Origin of the sequence: Gordonia humi (assembly GCF_014197435.1) — a bacterium.
In the GTDB taxonomy this organism is placed as follows: Bacteria; Actinomycetota; Actinomycetes; order Mycobacteriales; family Mycobacteriaceae; genus Gordonia; species Gordonia humi.
Genome location: NZ_JACIFP010000001.1, coordinates 3863989 through 3884993, shown reverse-complemented (window position 1 = coordinate 3884993; position 21005 = coordinate 3863989). Strand labels below are relative to the sequence as shown.

The following is a 21005-nucleotide window of genomic DNA, read 5'->3' as shown; positions in this document are numbered from 1 at the left end:
AGAGGCCACCGTCTGTCACGCCTCGACGGTCTCGCGTGCTCTCCGGGACTCCCGGTACTCCTCGATCGTCAGGCACTGGAGCTGCGAGTAGCTGCCCCCGCGGTTCTCGACGTACCCGACCGCCGACACGAACGGCTCGATCGTGTAGATCTTCGTCAACGGCGTGACGATCAACAGTTGGAGACCGAGTCTGGCGAACAACGACAGCGCGTACCGTGCCGAATCGTCGGAGCCGCGACCGAACGCCTCGTCGATCACCACGAAACGGAAGTCGCGTGACCGCGTCGCACCCCACTTGAGGTCGAACTGGTAGGCCAACGACGCCGCGAGGATCGTGTACGCGAGCTTCTCCTTCTGGCCGCCGGACTTGCCGTCGGAGTCGGTGTAATTCTCGTACTCCTCGTCGTCGACGACATGCCGTTCCGATGCCGCGAACGTCACCCAGTTCCGGACGTCGGTGACCAGCGCGGTCCAGCGGCGGTCGACGTCGGCGAACCCCTCGCGCCCGCGGAAACGTTCGACGATCGCCTTGACCAGGAGGAACTTCTCCTCCGAGTACTGCTGCTCCTCGTCGCCGATCTCCAGTTCGCCGTCGCTGCAGCGGCGGAGGTCGGCGCGGAACTCCTTGATCTCCTGCGATGCGCTCGGATTCACCTCGAGACGGATGTACCGACCCGGGTTGTATTCGATGCCCGACAGCGACTCGTTGATCGTGTCGATCTTCGAGTGGATGAGATGGACTTCCTTGTTGAGCTTCGCAGCGAAGATCGCGATGTCCCGAATCGCGTTCGTGTTCAGGTACTCCTTGAACTCGCCCTCGAACCGTGGCAGGTCGTCCTCGGACAGCCGACGGTGCAACTCGCGGTACTCCTCGGCCGACTTGATGTCGGCATCGAGCTCGGTGGTCAGGACCGGGTGGCTCCGGTTGAACTCCGACATCCGGTTCACCGCGCGCGTTTCGAACGTTCCCGCGCGCGACGTGTGCTGTTCGGCGGCGTCGGTCAACGACTCGGCGAGTGAGGGCTCGAGTTCACCGCACAGTGCGACGGTCCAGTCGACGTCGCCGATCGATTCGGAGATCGCCTCGAAATGTCTTGCGGCCTCCTCGGATCCGGCTTCCGCGGCGGTGAGCCGCGAGGAGTCGCGCGTCTGCTCCGCCTGGCCGCGAGCCATTTCCAGGCGGGAGAGCTTGTCGCGCAGCCCGTCTCGGGTGGCATCGGCGACCGAGAGCTGGTCGCGTGTCGACGCGACGAGTTCGGTGACCTCGGCGAGTTCATCGGAGGAGCGCTCCAACTCGGTCTTGCGCTGGGTGAGTTCGGCGATGCGAGCGGCGACCGACTCCCAGTCGAGAGCGTCGTAGCTCGGGTAGGCGTCCAGACCCGTCAGCGCGTTCCGTCGATTCATCATCAGACGACGGCTGTCCTCGAGGTCGGTGATCTCGGCGTCGATCCGGTTGAGATCGTCCTGGACCCGCTGGCCGGTGGTGAAGAGCGCGTTGACCTTCTGTTCGTTGCTCCACCCGAGCACGTAATTGCGTCGGTCGTCGATGCGCTGCGAATCGTCCTTCTCGTGCCGACCGCCGCCGGAGCGGACCTGACCGGACGCGGTGACCGCGTAGTCCGCGTCTCGGAACTCGTCGAGCGACTCCGCGCAGACGTGTCGCGCACGCTCGAACAGGCGACGTTCGAGCCAGGCGGCGAACGGACCGTCTTTGACGTCGAGTTTGTGAGCGAGGGCATTCGCCGGAGGAGTAGGCGCATGGCTCGACGGAACGCGCTGCGGCACTTTGAAGTACACGAGGCGCCCACCGAGATGATTGGCGTCGATCCAGGCGGAGACCCGATCGTACAGGTCGGCCGACACCAGCAGCGACAGACCGAATCCGCGGAGCACGCGCTCGGCGGCGCCCTCCCACCGACTCTCGTCGGGCCGGACTCCGATGAGTTCACCGACGAAGGGCAACTCCTCGTGCGAGAGACCGACTCCGGCGCAGATCAGTTCGCGCATCCGCAGACTGCGCTCGGGAATGTTGCTGGTCCGGTCTCGCAGGCTGGCGATCTCACCCGCGACGCGTCGTCCTTCACCGTCGATCTGACGACGGTCCACGACGAGCTCGGTGATCGCGTTGGCGACGTCGGCGACCTCCGCGTCGAGGGCGTCGACGGCGTCGGCCACCTCACCGCGACGTCGCTCGAACTGTCCGCGGTCGGCCACCGGTGCCAGACCGGAGTCGTCGAGCAGACGTGTGAACCGCTCGTGCGCCGCCGCACGCTCCTCGCGCTGTCGCTGCGCGTCGACGATCTGCGCCTCCAGCGCCGCGATGTCGTTGCCGCCCAACCCGGCCTGACGCATCTCCAACTCGCGCAACGCGATCCGGAGATCGGCGATGTCCCGGTCGACGTCCTCGAGCGCGCTGCGCGTCGCGGCGAGATCTCGGTTGGACTCGTCGAGTTCGGCCTCGAGCAACTCGTACCGCTTGTGTGCGAAGTAGTAGCGGAGAGCACCGCGACGCTGCCGCATCTCGTCGGACATCTCGATGTGGCTCGTGTACTTGGCGTAGTCGGCCAGCAGTGGATCGAGTTCGTCGAGCTGGCGGCGCGCGAGGACGACCGCGTCGTGCGCGGCGGTCAGGTCCTCGAAATGGGCGACCATCGTGTCGACCCAACCCGCCTGATCGAACGGTTCGAGCATGTGATCGCGGACGAAGTCGTTGAGGTTGCCGACTGCCTTCATCGACACCGTCTGGTGGAACAGTTCCATCGCCTGCTCGGACCGCACGGCCAGGCTGCGCCGATAGTCGCGGCCGTACTCGGGGAAGTGCTCGTGGATGCGCGTCCCGCCGTCCCGCAGTCGCTTGCGGAGCGCTCGCAGGTCGGTCCCGAACTCGGCGAAGTCGACGGTGATGTCCATGGCTCGGTCGGTGACGGTGAAGAACCGCTCCGGCTGACCGCTGTCGTGGCGCATCGAGAAGACCTGCGCGAGGGTGACCGTCTCGTCGTACCCCTCGTTGGCGAAGACCCCCAGGATCACCGAGTAGTTCGACATTCCGCGCAACGCGACCGGACGGGAGGACCCGGACGAGTCGTTGCGCTCGGACTTGTAGTGACCGAGCACGTACGAACGCAGGTCACGCTCACGGGACTCGGCTCCGGCGGCCTTGTTGTAGGCGATGCGGTGCGCGGGCATCAGCAATGTGGTGAGCGCGTCGACGAGTGTCGACTTGCCCGAGCCGATGTCGCCGGTCAACAGGCCGTTCTCGCCGTTCAGCTCGAGCGTCCACACCCGCTGATCGAACGTTCCCCAGTTGAACACCTGAAACTTCTGCAGCCGGAAGCCGGAGCGCGCCGACTCCGCGCTCTCGAGCTCGGTCGCGGCGAACAGCCCGGTCATCGCGTCTCCTCCCGTGCGATCTCGACGTATTCGGCCAGATGAGCGTCGAAGTCGGCGAGCCACTGCGCGTCGACGAACGCCTTGATGACTCGACGCACCTCGTATTCGCCGTCCTGTCCGGGCATGCGGCGAAGGAACCCCAGTTCGGCGACGCGGCGTACGGCGGTGTCGGTCTGATCGGCCGCCCGCGCCTCGTTCGTCGACACCGGGAAGAACGGGGTCAGCAGCTCGCGCAACGCTTCGCCGGTCAGGATCAGGCGGCTGCCCGCGTCGCTCGTGTCGTGCTCGGCGAGCCGCTTGCGCAGCAGAGCCAACAGCAGCGACGTGTGCAGCGGCAGCTGATGACGGGCGACGAGCCGCGGAATGCCGAGATCGGCGAGTTCGTCGTCGGTGCGGGACCGCAGAAACGCGTAGCCCTCGGCCTCGTCGACGACCACCGACAGTCCGAGCGTCGCAACGTAGTCGCTCACCTGCGCGGCGAGACCGATCACATGCTGCCACGTGGTCTCCGCCGTGTCGCGGTACACGACCCCCTTCATCAGCGAGGTGACGGCCAGCGACAGGTTCAACTGGTCGCGGGGGACGGTGCGGCTCATGGTGTCTCGACTTCGCTCGACGAACGGGGGGACTCGCTGGACGGACGGGGCGACTCGGGGCGGGGACGGGCGTAGATGACGCGGGGGACGCGGGCGGCGCGACGCTGCCCGTTCTCGTCGGTCCACGTGATGCGTTCGTCGGCGCCCTCGTCGAAGATCTTGGTGAAGCCCTCATCGGTCAGCGACAGATAGGTCACGAGTTCGGCCAGTCCCCGCGACAGCGGTGTCTCGGACAGGACGGCGGCGAGCGTCACCTGATCGGCACGACGCAGGCGGCGGCGGACACCGTCGATCAACGGTGCCGGATCGATGTGGATCTGATCGAACAACGCGTCCGAATCACCTTCGGGCTCACCGTATTCGATGTCGTCGCTGGCCACGTCGACGGTGGCGGACGGCCGATACATCGGACGCTCCATCGGCAGGGAGACGGTCGGGGCGGGGGAGTCGATCTCGTGACCGAAGTCGCCGACGGTCGCGTCTCGGACGGCGTAGGCCGAGGTCTCGATGTTGCGGAGCAGGTCCATGACGCGTCGGTTCTCGAGCCAGGCCTGGTCGTCGAGGAATCGACGCAGTTGCTCGGACAGACGCCGCACCGTGTCCTGGGCCCGGGTGCCCGCGTCGAGCCAGTCGTGGTGGATGTTGGCGAGTCGTTCGTCGGCGACGTCGTCGAACGACTGCGTCTCGCGGACGAGTTCGTCGAGTTCGTCGAGTCGGTCGGCCGACAGCAACAGATCGTAGAACGCCTGGAAGCTGCGCCCCTGATCGGAGTCGGCGATCATCGTGCGACTGCCGACCACCTCGTCGAGGAGTTCGCCCTTGGTTCCCCGCCAGGTGGCGATGCGCTCGCGCATCTGCCGGTCGAGGGCCCGGAAGTTGGCCTCGACTTCGCGGAAGTCCGACAGCAGCGCACGCGACACCTCGCCGAACTGCTGGTAGCGGTCCCTCCGCCGAGTCGCGTCGAGGACGCTGACCTCGCCGCGCCGCACCGAGGCGATCTCGGAGTCGATCTCGGCGCGACGACGCTCCAACTCGGCCAGCCGGATCTCGGGATCGGTGTTGGTGCCGTAGACCATCTGACGGAGGAGGTCGAACGCGGTGTTGAGCCGCGACTCGGTGCCGACGAAGTCGCGTTCGCGGAGCGAACGGACCCACGCCACGGCCCGCTCGACGGCGGGGGTCGCATCGTAGTGCGGTTCGTCGCTGTCGATGACGTAATACTTTCGCAGCCAGCCGGCCGACGGAGCAGCCCACTCGTCGAGATAAGCCTTCGGCGACCGCGGGAAGGCGCCCTCACCCAGCTTCTGGTTGAGCGTGTACAACTCGTCGTCGAGCAGGCTGACCAGACCGGACTCGGAGATCTCGCGGATGTTGTCATCGACGAAGACCCGCCCCAGGAACGACAGGACCAGCGGTGCGTTGTCGGCGCGCAGCAGTCGCCATGCCGCGTTCTGGCGTCGGATCGCCACGATCTCGTCGAATTGCACTGGGCCAGGGTAACGAGTGGCCTCATGTGAGCTGCAACTGCTCCATCGCCCACTGCCACTGACAGCTCAGTCGCGGTGCGCGACGATGTTCAGCACGGTTCCGTCCGGTGCGCGAACGAAGAATCGCCGCACACCCCATGCCTCGGTCGTCAGCGGGTGCACGATCTCGTAGCCGCGTTCGCGTGCCTCACGATAAGCCTCGTCGACGTCGTCGGCGTGGACCGAGAGGGCCGAGTCGACGGGTGCCGTCTCGTCGCGGGTCACGAGTTGGACGTGAGCGCCCGACTCGACGTCGGTGAACCGGGCCACCCAGCCCAGGTTGAACTCCTCGGTCTGCAGCCCGAGGAAATCCTGGTAGAACTCGCGGGCCTCGTCGATGTCCGTCACGGGGATGTTGGTGCTGATCTTCTTCGACTGCATGGGCACAATGTAGGACGGTAGTCACCGATACGGAAGGCCTACAGTGCCCCCGAACCGATTCGACCGGCGTGCCGCGCCGCATCTCCACCGGGGAGCTTTCCGGCAACGACCGAGTCACGTCGCTCATCGCCGAGCCGCATCGGCGATACGCCGACAACGACGACGGCCTCGTCGCCGACTGCATTCCCGCGCTCGCGCAGCCCGATCCGTCGTGGTTCGGCATCGTGGTGGCGGCGCATTCCTGTCGTGCGCGCTGGGCCAGAACATGTTCTCCGACTAGACGATCGGTCCTCTGCCGGACCGCATCGGGTGATCGCGCGGAGACCCTAGAGGACGCGGAACCCGGCTCCGACGAAATTCGTCTGATTGAGCGGGCGGAGGATGTCGGTCATCTTCGTGGCGATCATCGGGCTGTAGAGCGGGATCGCCGGATCGACGCAGGGGATCGACGGCGAGCCGGGGCCGGCGATCCGCAACGCGCCGTTCAGCATCCCGACGAGACGACCGGCGACGATGATCGGGCCCCCGGAGTCGCCGTGGTCGGCGCAGACGTAGCTGAGAGTCTCCGGACCGTCGTGGACGAGGGTCGGTCCGCAGGTGAATCCGGTGGTGCGACCCGCCTTGCACACGTTCGACAGCGGCCGCGGATAGACGCCGACCTTGTGGATGCGTGCCTTGCCGACCTGGCGGACGGCGTGAACCCGCGACGGATCCAAGCGGATCACCGCGACGTCCAGGCTGGGGCTGCGCGTCACAATGGTGCCGATGACCCCCGCCGCGCGGTTGCGTTCGGATCGGATCGTGTTGCCGACGCCGCCGCAGTGCGCCGCGGTCAGTCCGACGAGGCGTCCGGCGCGATCGTGGCCGACGGCGGTCATCGTGCACAGGGCGTTGTTCGCGATGACGATGCCCGAGCCGCCGCCGATCGTCGCGCGGGGCGCCGCATCGGCCGGACCCGCGGGCAGCAACGCCGCGGTGGTTGCGACGGCGGCGAGTCCGACCAGCATGCGTTTGAGGAATCTCACGTGTGTCTCCGTTCGGTTCGGACCGACACCCCCGGCCGGACTCTCGGGTAACGATTCAAACACACGGTGAGTCGCGGGAACGGCGTTGTCGACGGCGCACGGCGAGTCGCAATGTGAGGCAACGGCTGCGCGCGGTGGTCGGCGTGCATATCGTGGACTCCATGTCTGCGCGCCCCGACCTGTCGACTCTGTCCGCTGCGCTCGCTCCGGGGATGGTGGTGACCGATCCCGACATCCTGTCGGCCTATCGATACGACCGCGCCAACGATCCGGATGCGGGCACACCGCTCGCACTGGTCCGGCCGCTGACCACCGAGGACGTCCAGACGGCGGTGCGCTGGTGCGCCGAACACCGGGTCCCCATCATCACCCGCGGCGCCGGTACCAGCCTGTCCGGTGGTTCGACTGCGGTCGACGGCGCCGTCACCATCTCCACCGAGAAGATGCGGAACCTGACGATCGACACCGGGACCCGGACCGCCGTGTCTCAGCCCGGCATGCTCAACGCCGAGGTCAAGGCGGCTGCCGCCGAGCACGGACTCTGGTATCCACCGGACCCGTCGTCGTTCGAGATCTGCTCGATCGGCGGCAACGTCGCCACCAACGCGGGCGGACTCTGCTGCGTGAAGTACGGGGTGACCACCGATTACGTCCTCGGTCTGCAGGTGGTCCTGGCGGACGGTCGTGCGGTGCGGCTCGGTGGCAAACAGCTCAAAGACTCCGCGGGTCTGCCGTTGACGAAGTTGTTCGTCGGAAGCGAAGGTCTGCTGGGCATCGTCACCGAGGTCACGCTGCGGTTGATTCCGCAGCAGGCGTCGGCGTGCACGGTGGTCGGTTCGTTTCCGAGTGTGCGCGCCGCGAGCGAGGCCGTGCTGGCAGTGACCTCGCAGATCCGTCCCGCCATGCTCGAGTTCATGGACTCGGCGTCCATCAACGCGGTCGAGGACATGCTCAAGATGGGGCTCGATCGGGAGGCCGGTGCGATGCTCGTGGCGCAGTCGGACGCACCCGGTCCCGCGGGCGCCGCCGAGGTGGAGCTGATCGAGGCCGCGTTCTCCTCGTGCGGGGCGGCCGAGGTGTTCTCGACCTCCGATGCCGCCGAATCCGAGGCGTTCACCCACGCTCGACGTGCCGCGATCCCGGCGGTCGAGCGGATGGGTTCGCTGCTGCTGGAGGACGTCGGCGTCCCGCTGCCCGCGTTGCCGGACCTGATCGACGGCGTCGAGGCGATCGCCGCCGACAATCGTGTCGTCATCGCCGTGATCGCTCATGCGGGCGACGGGAACACGCATCCGCTGATCGTCCACGATCCGAACGATGCCGATGAGACCGCTCGCGCCAATGCGGCCTTCGGTCAGATCATGGCGCTGGCGATCTCCCTCGGCGGCACCATCACCGGCGAGCACGGCGTCGGTCGCCTCAAGAAGGGATATCTGCGCGATCAGGTCGGCGACGACGTCATGGAACTGACCGCACTCCTGAAGTCGGCGCTCGACCCCGACGGTCTCCTGAACCCCGGCGTGCTCCTGTAGGGGAGTCGTCCATCCCGCCGACCCTTGAGACGACCGCGGAGTCCACACCGGACATCGATGTGGTCGACGAAGGTTCGTGGTGCGATTCCACGGGTGCGACCGCGATGTTCGCCGACGGCGCAACGGCCTATTGCGCGCGCCTGGCCGGCACCGACGGCACGGTGTGGTCGCGCGATGCGAATCTGGCGCCGAATCCGGCACTGGCCGAGGCAGGTGTCGCGGCGGGGCAGCCCTGTCACGGGTATCAGACGGGAGCGTTCGCCTACGACGCCTCGGGGACGCAACTCGTCTGCAGCGAATACACCTGGCAGGTCAACGCGGGACAACGCCCGCACACCGAATGGGGCGACGGTCAACGGGAATTCGCCGAATGCCTCGAGACGCGACCCGCGGATGACTGCGGTGTCGAGCGGAGTCCGCAGGGCTGAGCCCGATCGCGCGGCGCCGGGTCGCTACACCGATTCCACCCGCTCCAGGATGATCCTGGCGAGTTCGGCCGGATGCTGGTCGGGGATCCAGTGTGACGCGTCGTCGAGTATCGCGAGGCGGTAGTCGCCCGTGACGTATTCGTGTGCGAGTTCGGCGCCGCATCGGGCCAGCGCGGTGTCGCCGGTGCTCCAGACATGGGTCGTCGGAGCGGGCACCGTCCGCCGCAACCCGCGGGGACCGCCGAGCAGGAGCGCGCGGTACCAGTTCAATCCGCCCGTCAGCGCTTCGCCGTCGACGATCTCGCGACGGACGACGGCGGCCTCGTCCGCACTCATGCCGGTGCGAGCCAGTGCGGGGGTCAACCGATCACCTGCCCGCGTGATCAGGAACTCGGGCAGCCACGGCAACTGAAAGAAGTACATGTACCAGGACATCAGCCACTGTCTGCTGCGGAACAACGATCGAATGAAAGCCCCCGGATGCGGCACCGAGACCGTTGTCAGCGTGCGGACCAGATCGGGTCGATCCGCGGCGACCGACCACGCGACGACCGCACCCCAGTCGTGTCCGACGACGTGCACCGGACCCGTGCCGAGACGTTCGATCAGGGCGACGACGTCCGCGGCGAGCTCGCTGATGCGATAGTTCCAGCGGCCTCGCGGACGCGCCCGCGGCGAATAGCCGCGCTGTGTGGGGGCCAGCGTCCGGAAGCCTCGGTCGACCAGTTTCGGCGACACCCGCGACCAGGACGTCGCCGTCTGTGGAAAGCCGTGCAGCAGGACGATCGGCTCGCCGTCGACGGGGCCGGAATCGATCACGTCGAAGGTCAGTCCGTTGTGCGAGAAAGTGTCCATGGTGGGTTCGAGTGTGGCACGGCATCGCAGCCCGCGTGAGCCTTCCCACTCCGGTGCCTTCCCGGTTCGAGGACGGCCCGGTTTGCGGGGTAACTTATGTGCTTCACGGCGGCGTCGCACCTCCCAGCGACGCCAGAGACAAGGTGTGGTGAGCAAGCGCGCATGACCGGTTCGGCGACCCTGCAGGACAACGACTTCGAGACTTGGATCCGCAATCGGTACGCCGAGGCGCAGCTCGTGATCGAGACCGATCCGACCGCGGCGCATTTCCGGGAGGTGCACCGCAGGCTCGGCGCGCTCATGGGGCAGATGCCCGCGGGCGCGCACTTCGCACTCATCACCGGCTACCCCGCGCTCATCGCCACGGCCCTCGTCGGTCACGCGGCGCTGCGCGACCAGGAGACGGACTTCTGGGACGGCTTCGCGGAGGCGATCGGAGTCGACCGCGACCCGTCGTTCGAAGCCGCGCTCACCGGCTTCGCCGGCGACCTGTTCCGCGCGGCCGGACTGCGCGACATCGAGACGCTCCGTGATCGGGATCTGGTGTGGCTCCTCGAACTGCACGCGGGTGTTCCGACGCACGCGCTCGGCGGGCTCGTCGACGTGGTCGAACGGCATGTGGTGGCGGGTCGGGCGCCGCAGGCGACGGTCATCCTCGACCATCTCACCGAACCCGGCTTCTCCCATCGTCTGCGGAAGGCCCCGCCGGAGTTCCGCGCACTGCTCGAGCACGCGCCCGACATCGCCGTCACCTTTCTCGCTCGCATCTGCGCGGTGCTGGTGGCGAGTGTGGCCGACCCGGACACGTGGTCGGTTCAGCATCTGAGCCAGGCGACCGTCGATCTGCCGCCGACGATCCTGGAGGCCCTGCGCGCACGACTCGCCGCCGACCCCTTCCTCGGCGACAGCCCGGAGGCGGCCGCACTGTGCGTCGCGCCGTACCCGGAGCTGCGCTACGACGCGGCCGAAGGCGCCCTCGACGTCGTCATCCCGTCCGGTGCGGCTCCGACCAGCTGGCGTGCCTGGACCGGTGACGCTCCCGAGCAGGTCCTCGTCGCCGCCGACGAGGCCGCCGTGGTGCCGGTGACGTCTGCACTCCGCGAATGCGTTCTGATCAATCTCGACAACGGCGCCCGTCGCGCGATCCCCGTGGTGCTGCCGAACGATCCGATCGTGCTGTTCGCCCCGGACGGCCGCGTGATGTCGCGGCACCGTACGCTTCCCGCCGGTGAAGTCCTCGCGCTGGTCCCGAAGGATGCGACGTTCACCGGCACGGGGCGCAGGAAGGTCCACGTCGTCGAGAGCCACGCCGGTCCGTGGGACGGATGGCAGCTGCGCATCCTGGATCTGTCCGGACATCGTGAACTGACCGTCAAACGCGACGGCCGACCGGGCACCACCCGCCGGGTGCGTCCCGCCGAGAGCCCGAGCATCGAACTTCCCGAGCCGCTGCCGGGCATCGCCACCCGCGACGGCGATCCCGTGTACGGGGAGCGGCCGCTGGTGGACCTGCCCGCCCACGAGGGCGACGACGTCAAGCACTGGCGGGTCCGCGTCCGCCGCGCGGGTCGGCTCGACTGGCTCGTCGACTATCCGTGGCAGGCCGAGGACTACATCACCTCGGCCGACCCGTTCGACGGAGTGGACGGTCCGCTGCTGGGCACCTACGAGATCGTCGTCAGCGACTCGTATGCGCTCGACCTGCGCCGCGTCGCGGTCATCGCCGAAGGGCTCGACGCCGCTCACGACCCGGCCGTCCGGCTGCCCGCCGCCGACGGTCTCGCGGAGTCGACCACCGAGCTGACCGCCGACGGCGGTCTTGAGATCGGCGACGCCGACCTCGCCTTCGGTCCGGGCGAAGCCGAGAAGATCGTGACCGCGACGGCCGGCGACGACAGTCTCGAACTCGTGGTGCGGCCCCCGCACGCACTGGTCCGCATGGAGCGAGCCGGTGTCCCCGCCGCGTGGCAGACCGCGCTGCCGGTGATCGACGTCGAGGCATCCGACCATCGTCGGATCGCATTGCACGTTCCGGGCGCCACCGACGTCTCGTTCGCCCTGCTCGACGACGACCTCGACATCCTCCGCGAATGGGAGTCCGACGGGCACGCCGGGACGGAGTTCGCCCTGGCGACCCGACAGATCGCCGACGCCGCTCGGCGACTGGTGCGAGGAACCCTCGTCGCGATCATCGCCGACGCCGACGGGGAGACCGACGAGACCCCGATCGCGAGCGTCGTGCGCGGGGCACGGGAGCAGGCCCCCGAGCCGTCGACGCCGATCGTCCCCGTCGTCGACGATCTCACCGCGGCATGGATGGCCCTCGACGCGGCGCAGGCCGACGAGGCCCAGACCCCGGCGGAGGAGGCGCCGACCGGGCCTGCCGGGGCGCCCGCCGTCGAGATGCTGACCGCCGACTCGACCGCGGCGCTGGTCGCGCTCGGCGACAGTCCGGTGTCCCCGCGCCGCGTTCCGTCGCTGCTCATCCGATCCGGACTCGCCGAGCAGGCATTCGCGCCGAGTGACCGCGCCAGCGCATCGCACCCGAATCCGTTCGTCGGCTGCACCATCGCGATGTCGGCGATCGTCGACCCGACCGCGACGGATCGGGACGAGATCCAGTCGTATCTGACCACACGCGGCGGCGACGAACTGCTCCGGCTGCTCGCGACCGGACGTATGAGCGACCCGCGCACCGGAGTGCTCGACCGCAACGTGATGGCGGTGGAGGCGATGCCGCGCGAACAGGTCGACATGCTGTTCGAACACTTCTGGCTCGTGCCGGGGCCGGTCCTGGACCTCGACATGCGCACCAGCGCGACGATCGACGCGTTCCATCACCGCATGGAGTGGATGGCCGATCCGATCAGCCTGGAGGCGCCCAAGCACGTCAACACGATGCTGCGCGACGTACGACGCTCGTCCCCGGAGATGTACGACCTCATCGCTGCCCGCAATGAGGCGCTCGACGGCGTCGACACCGGTGCCAACCCGTGGATGCTGCTGTCGATGCAGTCGATGGCCTTCGCCGCGATCGCCCGACTCCAGGCGCACGGTTGCCTGAAGAAGGGCGGGATGACCGACGAGGGCCGCGCCATGTGGGCGACACTCGCCGACTACTTCCCGGGGATGGTGTCAGCGGACATCCTCATCGCGAACGCCGTCGCGGTGCGGGCCGCCGCACTGGCGGCGGCGAAGTAGCGCGGTCAGACGCGTACGTCATCGACGTCGACGCCCACCTCCCGGGCCAGTGCCTTGCGCAGGCCCGACGCCGTCTCGTAGCCGGCGGCATGGGCGGCGCGCGTCAGCGACCGACCCGCACGAAGGTGACCGATCGCGACGTTCAGACGCGCCCGCACCCGCCACTGACGGAAGGCTATGCCGGTCTCGGCGACGAACAATCGCTGCAGATGCCGCCCGCTTATGCCGTGGCGAGCAGCTATCTGGTCGAGGGACTCCGCCGAGTGGGCGAGTTCTCGAGCCACGGATGCGGCCACCGGGTGCGTCGGCGTCGGCAGCGCGAAATACGGCCCGCTCAGGCGCGTCAGCACGTCGTCGAGGGCGGTGCGGAACACCTGTATCTCCTCCGGCGTGCTCGGCGCCGCACCGAGGATGGCCGTCATGACCGTCGTCAGGGCGACGACGCGGCCGAGGCGGTGCACCGGTTCGGGTGGCAGGGTCGACGGCGACAGCATCGGGCCGAGCACCAGACTGCCGGGGGAGTAGCGAGCCGAATGCGGTACGCCCGGTGCCAGCCAGACGGATTCCTGGGCGTCGAGGCATACCTGCTCGCCGTCGATCGTCAAGCGTGCCGACCCCGACGCCACGTAGACCAGGTGGGGCTCGTCATGGCTGTGGGTGGCGTGTCCCAAGAAGCGGATCGAGTTCTCGGGGACGGTGGTCGCGAGCCGACCCGGCACCTGGTACATGTGTGATTCCTCCTCGGCGTCGCCGATCCGGGTCCGTCGTGTCGGGTTGGTGTCCAGATCGTGTCAGGTTCGGACTCTCTCGACCATTCTGACGTATTAGCTTAGTCTCGCCTAATACCTATCGACGAGAAGTGAGTTCCTCATGCGTCACCTCCGCGCGTCCGGAGCAGCGGTCATCGCCCTGCTCGCAGCGCTCGTGCTCGTTCTCTCCGGCTGTTCGTCGTCCGACGACACCGCGTCCGACGGCGATACGCGCGTCGTCCCGACGATCAAGGGCGACGTCGAGATCCCGGCGAATCCGGAACGGATCGTCGTGCTGAACTACGCGCTCGCCGGCTATCTCTACGACCTGGACGTTCCGGTTGTCGCGACCACCACCGAGTCGACCGATCAGAAGGGCGAGTTCGCGCCGCAGTGGGCCGACGCCGCGACGGAGCAGGGCACCGTGTTCCTGCCGTGGAGCGCCGACGGCTTCGACATGGAGGCCATTCTCGAGCAGGAGCCCGACCTCATCGTGGCAGGCGGTCTGGGATTCCCGTTCAAACACGCGACGACCGCGTACGACGAGCTGAGTCGGATCGCACCGACCGTCATCGTGAGCGACGATCTCACCGAATGGCAGTCGCAGTACGAGTTCATCGCCGACAAGGTGTTCGGAGAGCCGCAGGTGTACCGCGACGCGCTCGCCTCCTATGACAAGCGGATCACGGAGGTGAAGAACAACATCACCGTCCCCGCCGGCGAGTCGGTGTTCCTCTCGATGCTCGCCGACGGGCGAGCCTACGTGCTGATCGAGGATCGCGGTCTGCCCAAGGAGTTCGCGAAGGTCGGCTTCCGACCCGCGCCGCTGTTCGCCTCCGGCAAGTACGAGCCGTACACCAAGGACGGGGACAGTTTCGAGTTGTCGACCGAACAGGTCGGGCAGGTCCTGACTCAGCCGACCCTGTTCGCGGCCGGGTTCAACGCCGACGTGACGTCGATCGCACAGATGCGCAAGCAGCCGATCTGGGCGGCACTGCCGTCGTTCCAGAAGAACCAGGCCTACGACCTGCCGTACTGGACCCAGCGCAGCGACTTCGACGAGGCGATGGACACGCTCGACATCATCGAGAAGCAGTTCGGGAAGAAGCAGTAGCCGGTGGCTCAGCGCACGATCACACCATTGCCGTTGACGCTGCGGCGACTGATGGTGCTCGGGACGCGTCGAGTCACTCCGCGCCTTCAGCGCGTGCGGCTCGGCGGACCCGAACTCGGGGCCTTCGAGCGCGACGGCCTGTCGCTGCCCGCGTTCGCCAGCCCGGGTTTCGACGATCACGTGAAAGTGATCTTCGCGGCCGAGGGCGACGTCACCGACGTGCTGCCCGTCCAACTCGATCAGGGAATCCGATGGCGGGCGTCGGAACTGCTTCAGACCCGCGACTACACGCCGATCGAGGTCGACCGAGACCGCGGCGAGATGTCACTCGACTTCGTGATCCACAGCGACGGCGATCCGGCCGCAGGTCCAGGTGAGAAATGGGCGCGCGACGCCCGACCCGGCGACGACCTGTGGATCGTCGGGCCGAAATCATCGACAGTGATCCCGGACGACGTGGACTGGACACTGTTGGTCGGCGACGAGACCGCGCAACCGGCGATCGAACGGTTCCTCGCGGAGCGTCCCGTCGCCGGCCCCGCGCGCATCGTCGCGGCGATCTCCGACGAATGCGCGCGACGCGACTTCGCCCTCGGTCCGGACGACGAGGTCACCTGGGTGCTCGCGCCGTCCGGCGACAGCTCGGCGCTGGCCGCAGCGGTGGCCGACGTCGTCCCGCTGCCCGGGCACGCCTACGTGTGGGCGGGTGCGGAGAGCCGCGCGCTGTTACCGGTCCGAAAGCACGCGGCGCGCGGCCTCGGCGTCCCGAAGAGCCATGTCGACATCACCGGCTACTGGCACCTGCGCGAGGCCGAGTCGGCCGTCCCGCACCAGGAGTCGTCGGCACCGAGGTCGTCGTTGGTCACCTCGCCGGTCACCTGGTTCGCGGTCCGCGCCGCGCTGCGCTGCGGCCTCCTGGAGAACATCGACGTGGACCGCCCGACTCGAGCGAGCCTGTCCGAGCAGGGGCCGTTGGTCGACGTGTTGATCGATTGCGGTGTCGTCGCCGACCGCGCGGGCGTTCTCGAACTCACCGAGATCGGCGACACGCTCGTGACCGACGAGCACGCGGCCGAGTCGTTCGACGGCGTCGACGCCGAGCAGATCCTCGCCCTGGCGCACCTCGCCGATGCGGTGGCGACCGGACGGCCCGCGTGGCAGACGCACACCGGACAGACGTTCGCCGAGGTCGCGGACGACGACACCCGGGTGTCCGCCGAACTCGTCGACCGCAGCGCGGGTCGAGTCTTCCTGCTTCCTGCGATCCGGCGGCTCGCCGTGTTCGAGGCCGGTCGATCCGTCGGGTTCTGTGGTCCGGGAGCGGCCGTCGTCGCAGACGGCGTCGGTCGTGCCGTCGAACCGCTGGTCGGCGAGTACGACGCGGTGGTGGCGGTGGACGCCCTCGGCTACCGCACCGACGACGAGATCGTCGACTTCCTGCGCGGACTGCACGAGGTCGCCGACCGGGTGGTCCTCATCGAGGCGACCTCGCAAGACGCACTCGGCGGCACCGGGGTCGAACGCGCGTTGATCTACTTCGCGACCGTGGGAGCGGCACCGCGTTCGGCCGAGAGGTACACCCAGCTCGCCGCGGCGGCCGGATGGGCGCAGGCCGACTCGGTGGCGCTCGGCTGGGGTGTCGACGCCATCACCCTGCGGGCGGATCCGCGGCAGGCGTGATCACTCGACGGTTCGCCGCACTCGCGGTGGCGTTGGCTCTCCTCGGGGCGCTGTGCGTGCTGAGCCTCGCGATCGGATCGGCGCACCTGCCGCCGTCGACGGTCTGGGACGCATTGCGCGGATCGGACGGGAGCATCGACCACATCACCGTCGTCGACGTCCGAGTGCCGCGCACGCTGATCGGTGTCCTGGTGGGCGCCGGGCTCGGCGTGGCCGGCGCCCTCATGCAGGCCATCACCCGCAACCCGCTCGCCGACCCGGGCATCCTCGGCGTGAACGCCGGCGCCGGCCTGGCCGTCGCGCTCGGTGTCGCCTATCTCGGCCTCACTCAGATCGACCAGTTCATCTGGCTGGCGCTGCTCGGCGCTGTGGCGTCCGCGCTGCTGGTCGCGGCGGTGTCGGCGCGCGGATCGGGAGGCTCCAGCCCATTGCGTCTGACCCTGGTCGGCGTGGCGGTGACCGCCGTCTTCAACGGCATCAGCCAAAGCTTGTCGTTGGTCAACCCCGAGCGCTTCGAACACGTGCGGTTCTGGGGTGTCGGCACCATCGCCGATCGGCCGCCGGGCACCCTGGGATTCGTCGCGCCGTTCATCGCCGTCGGGCTCGTGCTGGCGGTGGTCGGTGGGCGGTCGCTCAACGCTCTGGCCCTCGGCGACGACGTCGCACGATCGATCGGCGTGCGCGTGGGCACCGCGCGGGTCGCCGGGCTCGTCGCACTGGTCCTGCTGTGCGGCGCGGCGACCGCCGCGGCGGGGCCGATCGCGTTCGTGGGGCTCATGGTCCCGCACGCGGTCCGACTGGTCGCGGGCGCCGATCAGCGGTGGGTACTCGCCTACTCGGCGATCGTGGGACCGAGCCTGCTCCTCCTTGCGGACATCATCGGGCGGCTCGTCGTATGGCCGGCCGAACTGCAGGTCGGCGTGGTGATGCCGCTGATCGGCGCGCCGATCCTGGTGTGGCTGGTTCGACGTAGGGCGGACCTGTGAAGTCGCGCGCGGTCCTCGTCTACTGCCTGGTGATCGGGGTGATCTGTGCGTGCGTGATCGCGTCGATGATGCTCGGTCGCACGGGACTGTCGATGGCGGACCTCGTCGGCCTGCTGACCGGTGATGCGCCGGGACGGGTGCGTCTCGTCTTCGACTGGCGGGCTCCCCGTGCGCTGGCGGCGGTGGTCTTCGGCGCATGCCTGGGCATCAGCGGTGCGCTGTTCCAGTCGCTCACGCGGAACGCGCTGGGCAGCCCGGACGTCATCGGCCTCAACGCGGGCGCCTACACCGGAGTCATCGTGGTGCTGATGGTCGGCGGCGCGGGTTTCGGCGAACTCGCCGCGGGTGCGGTCGCGGGCAGCGTCGTCGCCGCGGCGACGGTGTTCCTGTTCGCCTACCGAAAAGGCCTGGCGGGCTTTCGCCTGATCATCGTCGGCATCGCGATCAGCGCGATCCTGTCGTCGTTCAACCAGTGGTTCGCGGTTCGCGCCGATCTCGACGAGTCGATGCGCGCCGCGATCTGGGGTGCGGGCAGTCTCCACGGGATCACGTGGACGCCGTTGGTCGCGACGACGGCCATCGCGGCGGTCGCCGCGTGCGCGCTCGGGCCGCTCGCGCATTCGATCCGTGCTTTCGAACTCGGGGAGGAGACCGCTGCGTCGCTCGGTGTACGGGTGGAGCGGGTGAAGCTCGCGATGGTCCTGGTGGGCGTCGTGTTCACCGCGATCGTCACCGCCGTCGCCGGTCCGATCGCGTTCGTATCCCTGGCGGCGCCGCAGATCGCACGCCGTCTCACGAAGAGTCCGTCCCTGAGCATCACCGGTTCTGCTCTGGTCGGAGCGGGTGTCCTCGCAGTCGGTGACCTCACCGCCCAGCACCTGCTGGGTGACGTGTCACCGCCGGTCGGGGCGGTGACGGTCACTCTCGGCGGGCTCTACCTCATCTGGCTCCTGCTGCGGGAGTAGGGACCCCGAGCAGCGGCTGTTCGTCCGGAGCGAGGTCGTACCCGCGATCCCAGGGCAGACGGCCGTCGCGGTCCGGCCAGACGAGTTGGACCGCGACGAACGACTGGCCGAACACCAGCTTGGTGATCCGCAGCGCCGACGTGTCGATCACGCCGATCGCGGTCAGCGGATAGCCGTTGGTCGAGCGCAGGTGCTCGATCCGAGAGCCGGGGCCGAAGTCCGGGGTCAGGACCGCACGTGCCGCCGCCTCGTTGAGCACGGGGCCCGCGTACTCCGGCTCCACACCGGTCACCACGAGTTCGGGGCGTCCGAGTTCGGTGAGCCCCGAGGTGTACGCGATCGGAGCGGACGTCTCGTCGCCGTAGACGCCGGTCACGGCCCACGAACCGCGGGCGATCAGGGAGAGGGCATTCCCGATCAGATCATCGGACCCGCTGCAGCGGGGGTCGAATTCACACATGCTTCCTCCTTCGTCGGGCGATCTCCGGATGCGATCGGCAACCGTGGATCGTTCATGTGTTCGATCTGTGAGGTACTGTAGACACGAGGTCCGACACAACGCGTTCGCGCCGCGAGTGCGACGGACCGGAGTGATTCGGAGCAAGGCTAGAGTGGTGGTCGTGGCAGGACGTATCCCAGATAGCGACATCACGGCGATCCGTGAGCAGACGCGTATCGAGGACGTCATCGGCGACTACGTGGCACTGCGCAGTGCGGGCGTGGACAGCATGAAGGGCCTGTGCCCGTTCCACGACGAGAAGAGTCCGTCTTTCCACGTCCGCCCCAACCACGGACACTTCCACTGCTTCGGCTGCGGAGAGGGCGGCGACGTCTATTCGTTCCTGCAGAAGCAGGAGCACATCGGTTTCGTGGAGGCCGTCGAGCAGCTCGCCGACCGGATCGGCTACCGGATTAACTACGAGGGCGGTGCTGCGGCGACCAATCGCGACCGCGGCACACGCGCCCGTCTCGTCGCGGCCAACGCGGCTGCGCAGCGGTACTACGCCGAGCAGTTGCGGACGCCGGACGCTCAGGTCGCACGCGACTTCCTGGCCGGCCGCGGATTCGACGGGGCCACCGCCGAGACGTTCGGCTGCGGCTACGCGCCCGCCGGCTGGGACACGATGACCCGAGCTCTGCAGTCGCAGGGCTTCACCTTCGACGAACTCGAGAAGGCCGGACTGTCGAAGATGGGCCGCAAGGGTCCGATCGACCGGTTCCACCGCCGGCTGCTGTGGCCTATCCGCAACCTCGGCGGCGACGTCATCGGGTTCGGTGCGCGCAAGCTCTTCGACGACGATCAGCTCGGCAAGTACATGAACACACCCGAGACCATGCTGTACAAGAAGTCGCAGGTGCTCTTCGGGCTCGACCTGGCCAAGAAGCAGATCGCCAAGGGACATCAGGTGGTGGTCGTCGAGGGCTACACCGACGTCATGGCGATGCATGTGGCGGGTGTGCACACCGCTGTCGCCTCGTGTGGCACCGCATTCGGCGAAGACCATCTGGCCCTGATCCGTCGCCTGATGATGGACGACTCGTACTTCCGCGGCGAGGTGATCTACACCTTCGACGGCGACGAGGCGGGGCAGGCGGCCGCGCTCAAGGCGTTCGAAGGCGAACAGTCGATCGCCGGACAGACCTTCGTCGCCGTGGCACCCGACGGCATGGATCCCTGCGACCTGCGGCAGCGCTCCGGCGACGCGGCCGTCCGCGATCTGATCGCTCGCCGCATCCCGATGTTCGAGTTCGCGATCAAGGCGCTGCTGCGCAAGCACGATCTCGACACGGCCGAGGGACGGGTGGCGGCCCTGCGCGACACCGTGCCCGTGGTCGCGCGGATCCGCGACGTCGCACTCCGTGACGAGTACGCGCGTCAACTGGCCGGATGGGTGGGCTGGGACGACGTCGGTCAGGTGCTGCAGCGGGTGCGCGGCATGGCCAGGTCGACACGCGGTCGCCAGAACGGGCGCGCCACCCGCGGCCGGGTCCGCCCCGAGGCGCTCTCGACTCCGCCGACGGCTCGACCGCTGCCGAACGACCCGCGCCTGTGGGCTCAACGCGAGGCGCTCAAGTCCGCGTTGCAGTACCCCGCGGTCGCGGGCACGGTCTTCGACTCGCTGCCCGGCGAGTGCTTCAGCGATCCGTCGTACCGACGACTACGTGAGGCCATCGCCGAAGCCGGGGGAGCGGCCAGCGGACTCGGCGGCGCCACCTGGGTGGAGGCGGTGATCGGCGCCGTCGACGACGACGCCTTCAGCCCGCTGGTGACCGAGCTCGCGGTGGAGCCGATGCCCGTCGAGGACGACAAGATCCCCCGGTACATCTCGAGCGTCCTGGCCAGGTCGCAGGAGGTGTGGGTCGGCTCGCAGATCGCCGACATCAAGTCGAAGGTCAGCCGGATGTCGGCGGCCAAGGACCCGGACGAGTACCACGCGCTGTTCGGCGATCTGGTGGCACTCGAGTCGTATCGCCGGAGCCTGTTGGAGCAGACATTCGAGTCGGGTGTCTGAGACGTCGTCCCGACGCTGATCGGAATCGGGCAAAAACTGCCGAACCCGGGTGTCGGCTGCGCAC

General features: G+C 68.3%; 16 protein-coding genes. 8 read left to right on the top strand and 8 right to left on the bottom strand.

Annotated features, from left to right (window positions below; all coding sequences use genetic code 11):
- Positions 1–15: 15 nt before the first annotated feature.
- From BKA16_RS17865 to BKA16_RS17845, 5 genes are all read right to left on the bottom strand, one after another.
- Positions 16–3390 (bottom strand): ATP-binding protein, encoded by a 3375-nt coding sequence (locus tag BKA16_RS17865; protein ID WP_183371939.1) that lies wholly within the window; start codon positions 3388–3390, stop codon positions 16–18.
- Complete coding sequence (locus BKA16_RS17860) at positions 3387–3986, bottom strand: DUF4194 domain-containing protein (RefSeq protein WP_183371938.1); 600 nt, start codon at positions 3984–3986, stop codon at positions 3387–3389. Before BKA16_RS17860 ends, BKA16_RS17865 begins: the two co-directional genes overlap by 4 nt.
- Positions 3983–5473 (bottom strand): DUF3375 family protein, encoded by a 1491-nt coding sequence (locus BKA16_RS17855; RefSeq protein ID WP_183371937.1) that lies wholly within the window; start codon positions 5471–5473, stop codon positions 3983–3985. The genes BKA16_RS17860 and BKA16_RS17855 overlap by 4 nt, the downstream gene beginning before the upstream one ends.
- Before the next feature lie 66 nt (positions 5474–5539).
- Entirely contained in the window at positions 5540–5893 is a 354-nt protein-coding gene (locus BKA16_RS17850; RefSeq protein ID WP_183371936.1) for a VOC family protein, read from the bottom strand.
- Between the two features lie 326 nt (positions 5894–6219).
- The gene (locus BKA16_RS17845) at positions 6220–6918 is read right to left on the bottom strand and encodes a S1 family peptidase (protein WP_343067495.1); all 699 of its coding nucleotides are present in this window, start codon (positions 6916–6918) and stop codon (positions 6220–6222) included.
- Positions 6919–7079: 161 nt separating this feature from the next.
- Between BKA16_RS17845 and BKA16_RS17840 the strand changes: the two genes are divergently transcribed.
- Together BKA16_RS17840 and BKA16_RS17835 are read left to right on the top strand one after the other, a co-directional pair.
- Positions 7080–8450: an FAD-binding oxidoreductase gene (locus BKA16_RS17840; RefSeq protein ID WP_183371935.1), complete on the top strand. Its 1371-nt coding sequence runs from the start codon at positions 7080–7082 to the stop codon at positions 8448–8450.
- Positions 8451–8554: 104 nt separating this feature from the next.
- A complete protein-coding gene (locus BKA16_RS17835) occupies positions 8555–8878 on the top strand; it encodes a hypothetical protein (protein WP_183371934.1) in 324 nt (107 codons plus the stop codon).
- 24 nt (positions 8879–8902) lie between these two features.
- Here BKA16_RS17835 and BKA16_RS17830 read toward each other — a convergent pair whose 3' ends face one another.
- Positions 8903–9733, bottom strand: a complete 831-nt coding sequence (locus BKA16_RS17830) for an alpha/beta fold hydrolase (RefSeq protein WP_183371933.1) — start codon at positions 9731–9733, stop codon at positions 8903–8905.
- A gap of 162 nt (positions 9734–9895) precedes the next feature.
- Between BKA16_RS17830 and BKA16_RS17825 the strand changes: the two genes are divergently transcribed.
- Positions 9896–12934, top strand: coding sequence for a hypothetical protein (locus BKA16_RS17825; RefSeq protein ID WP_183371932.1), 3039 nt, complete (start codon positions 9896–9898; stop codon positions 12932–12934).
- A 5-nt stretch (positions 12935–12939) separates the two neighbouring features.
- On the opposite strand, the gene BKA16_RS17820 is transcribed toward BKA16_RS17825, so the two are convergent.
- On the bottom strand, positions 12940–13662 hold the full coding sequence (locus tag BKA16_RS17820; protein ID WP_183371931.1) for a helix-turn-helix domain-containing protein: 723 nt from the start codon (positions 13660–13662) through the stop codon (positions 12940–12942).
- A gap of 142 nt (positions 13663–13804) precedes the next feature.
- Between BKA16_RS17820 and BKA16_RS17815 the strand changes: the two genes are divergently transcribed.
- From BKA16_RS17815 to BKA16_RS17800, 4 genes are read left to right on the top strand one after another with little or no spacing between them, the layout of a single operon-like run.
- On the top strand, positions 13805–14797 hold the full coding sequence (locus BKA16_RS17815; RefSeq protein ID WP_183371930.1) for an ABC transporter substrate-binding protein: 993 nt from the start codon (positions 13805–13807) through the stop codon (positions 14795–14797).
- Positions 14798–14800: 3 nt separating this feature from the next.
- The gene (locus BKA16_RS17810) at positions 14801–16477 is read left to right on the top strand and encodes a siderophore-interacting protein (RefSeq protein WP_183371929.1); all 1677 of its coding nucleotides are present in this window, start codon (positions 14801–14803) and stop codon (positions 16475–16477) included.
- Entirely contained in the window at positions 16474–17463 is a 990-nt protein-coding gene (locus tag BKA16_RS17805; RefSeq protein WP_343067494.1) for a FecCD family ABC transporter permease, read from the top strand. Before BKA16_RS17810 ends, BKA16_RS17805 begins: the two co-directional genes overlap by 4 nt.
- Entirely contained in the window at positions 17460–18428 is a 969-nt protein-coding gene (locus BKA16_RS17800; protein ID WP_343067493.1) for a FecCD family ABC transporter permease, read from the top strand. Before BKA16_RS17805 ends, BKA16_RS17800 begins: the two co-directional genes overlap by 4 nt.
- Here the strand turns inward: BKA16_RS17800 and BKA16_RS17795 are convergent.
- Positions 18403–18888, bottom strand: coding sequence for a DUF4262 domain-containing protein (locus tag BKA16_RS17795; RefSeq protein ID WP_183371927.1), 486 nt, complete (start codon positions 18886–18888; stop codon positions 18403–18405). The two genes, BKA16_RS17800 and BKA16_RS17795, sit on opposite strands and share 26 nt — an antisense overlap.
- 160 nt (positions 18889–19048) lie before the next feature.
- On the opposite strand from BKA16_RS17795, the gene dnaG reads away from it, so the two are divergent.
- Positions 19049–20941 (top strand): DNA primase, encoded by a 1893-nt coding sequence (dnaG, locus tag BKA16_RS17790; protein ID WP_183371926.1) that lies wholly within the window; start codon positions 19049–19051, stop codon positions 20939–20941.
- Positions 20942–21005 lie beyond the last annotated feature (64 nt).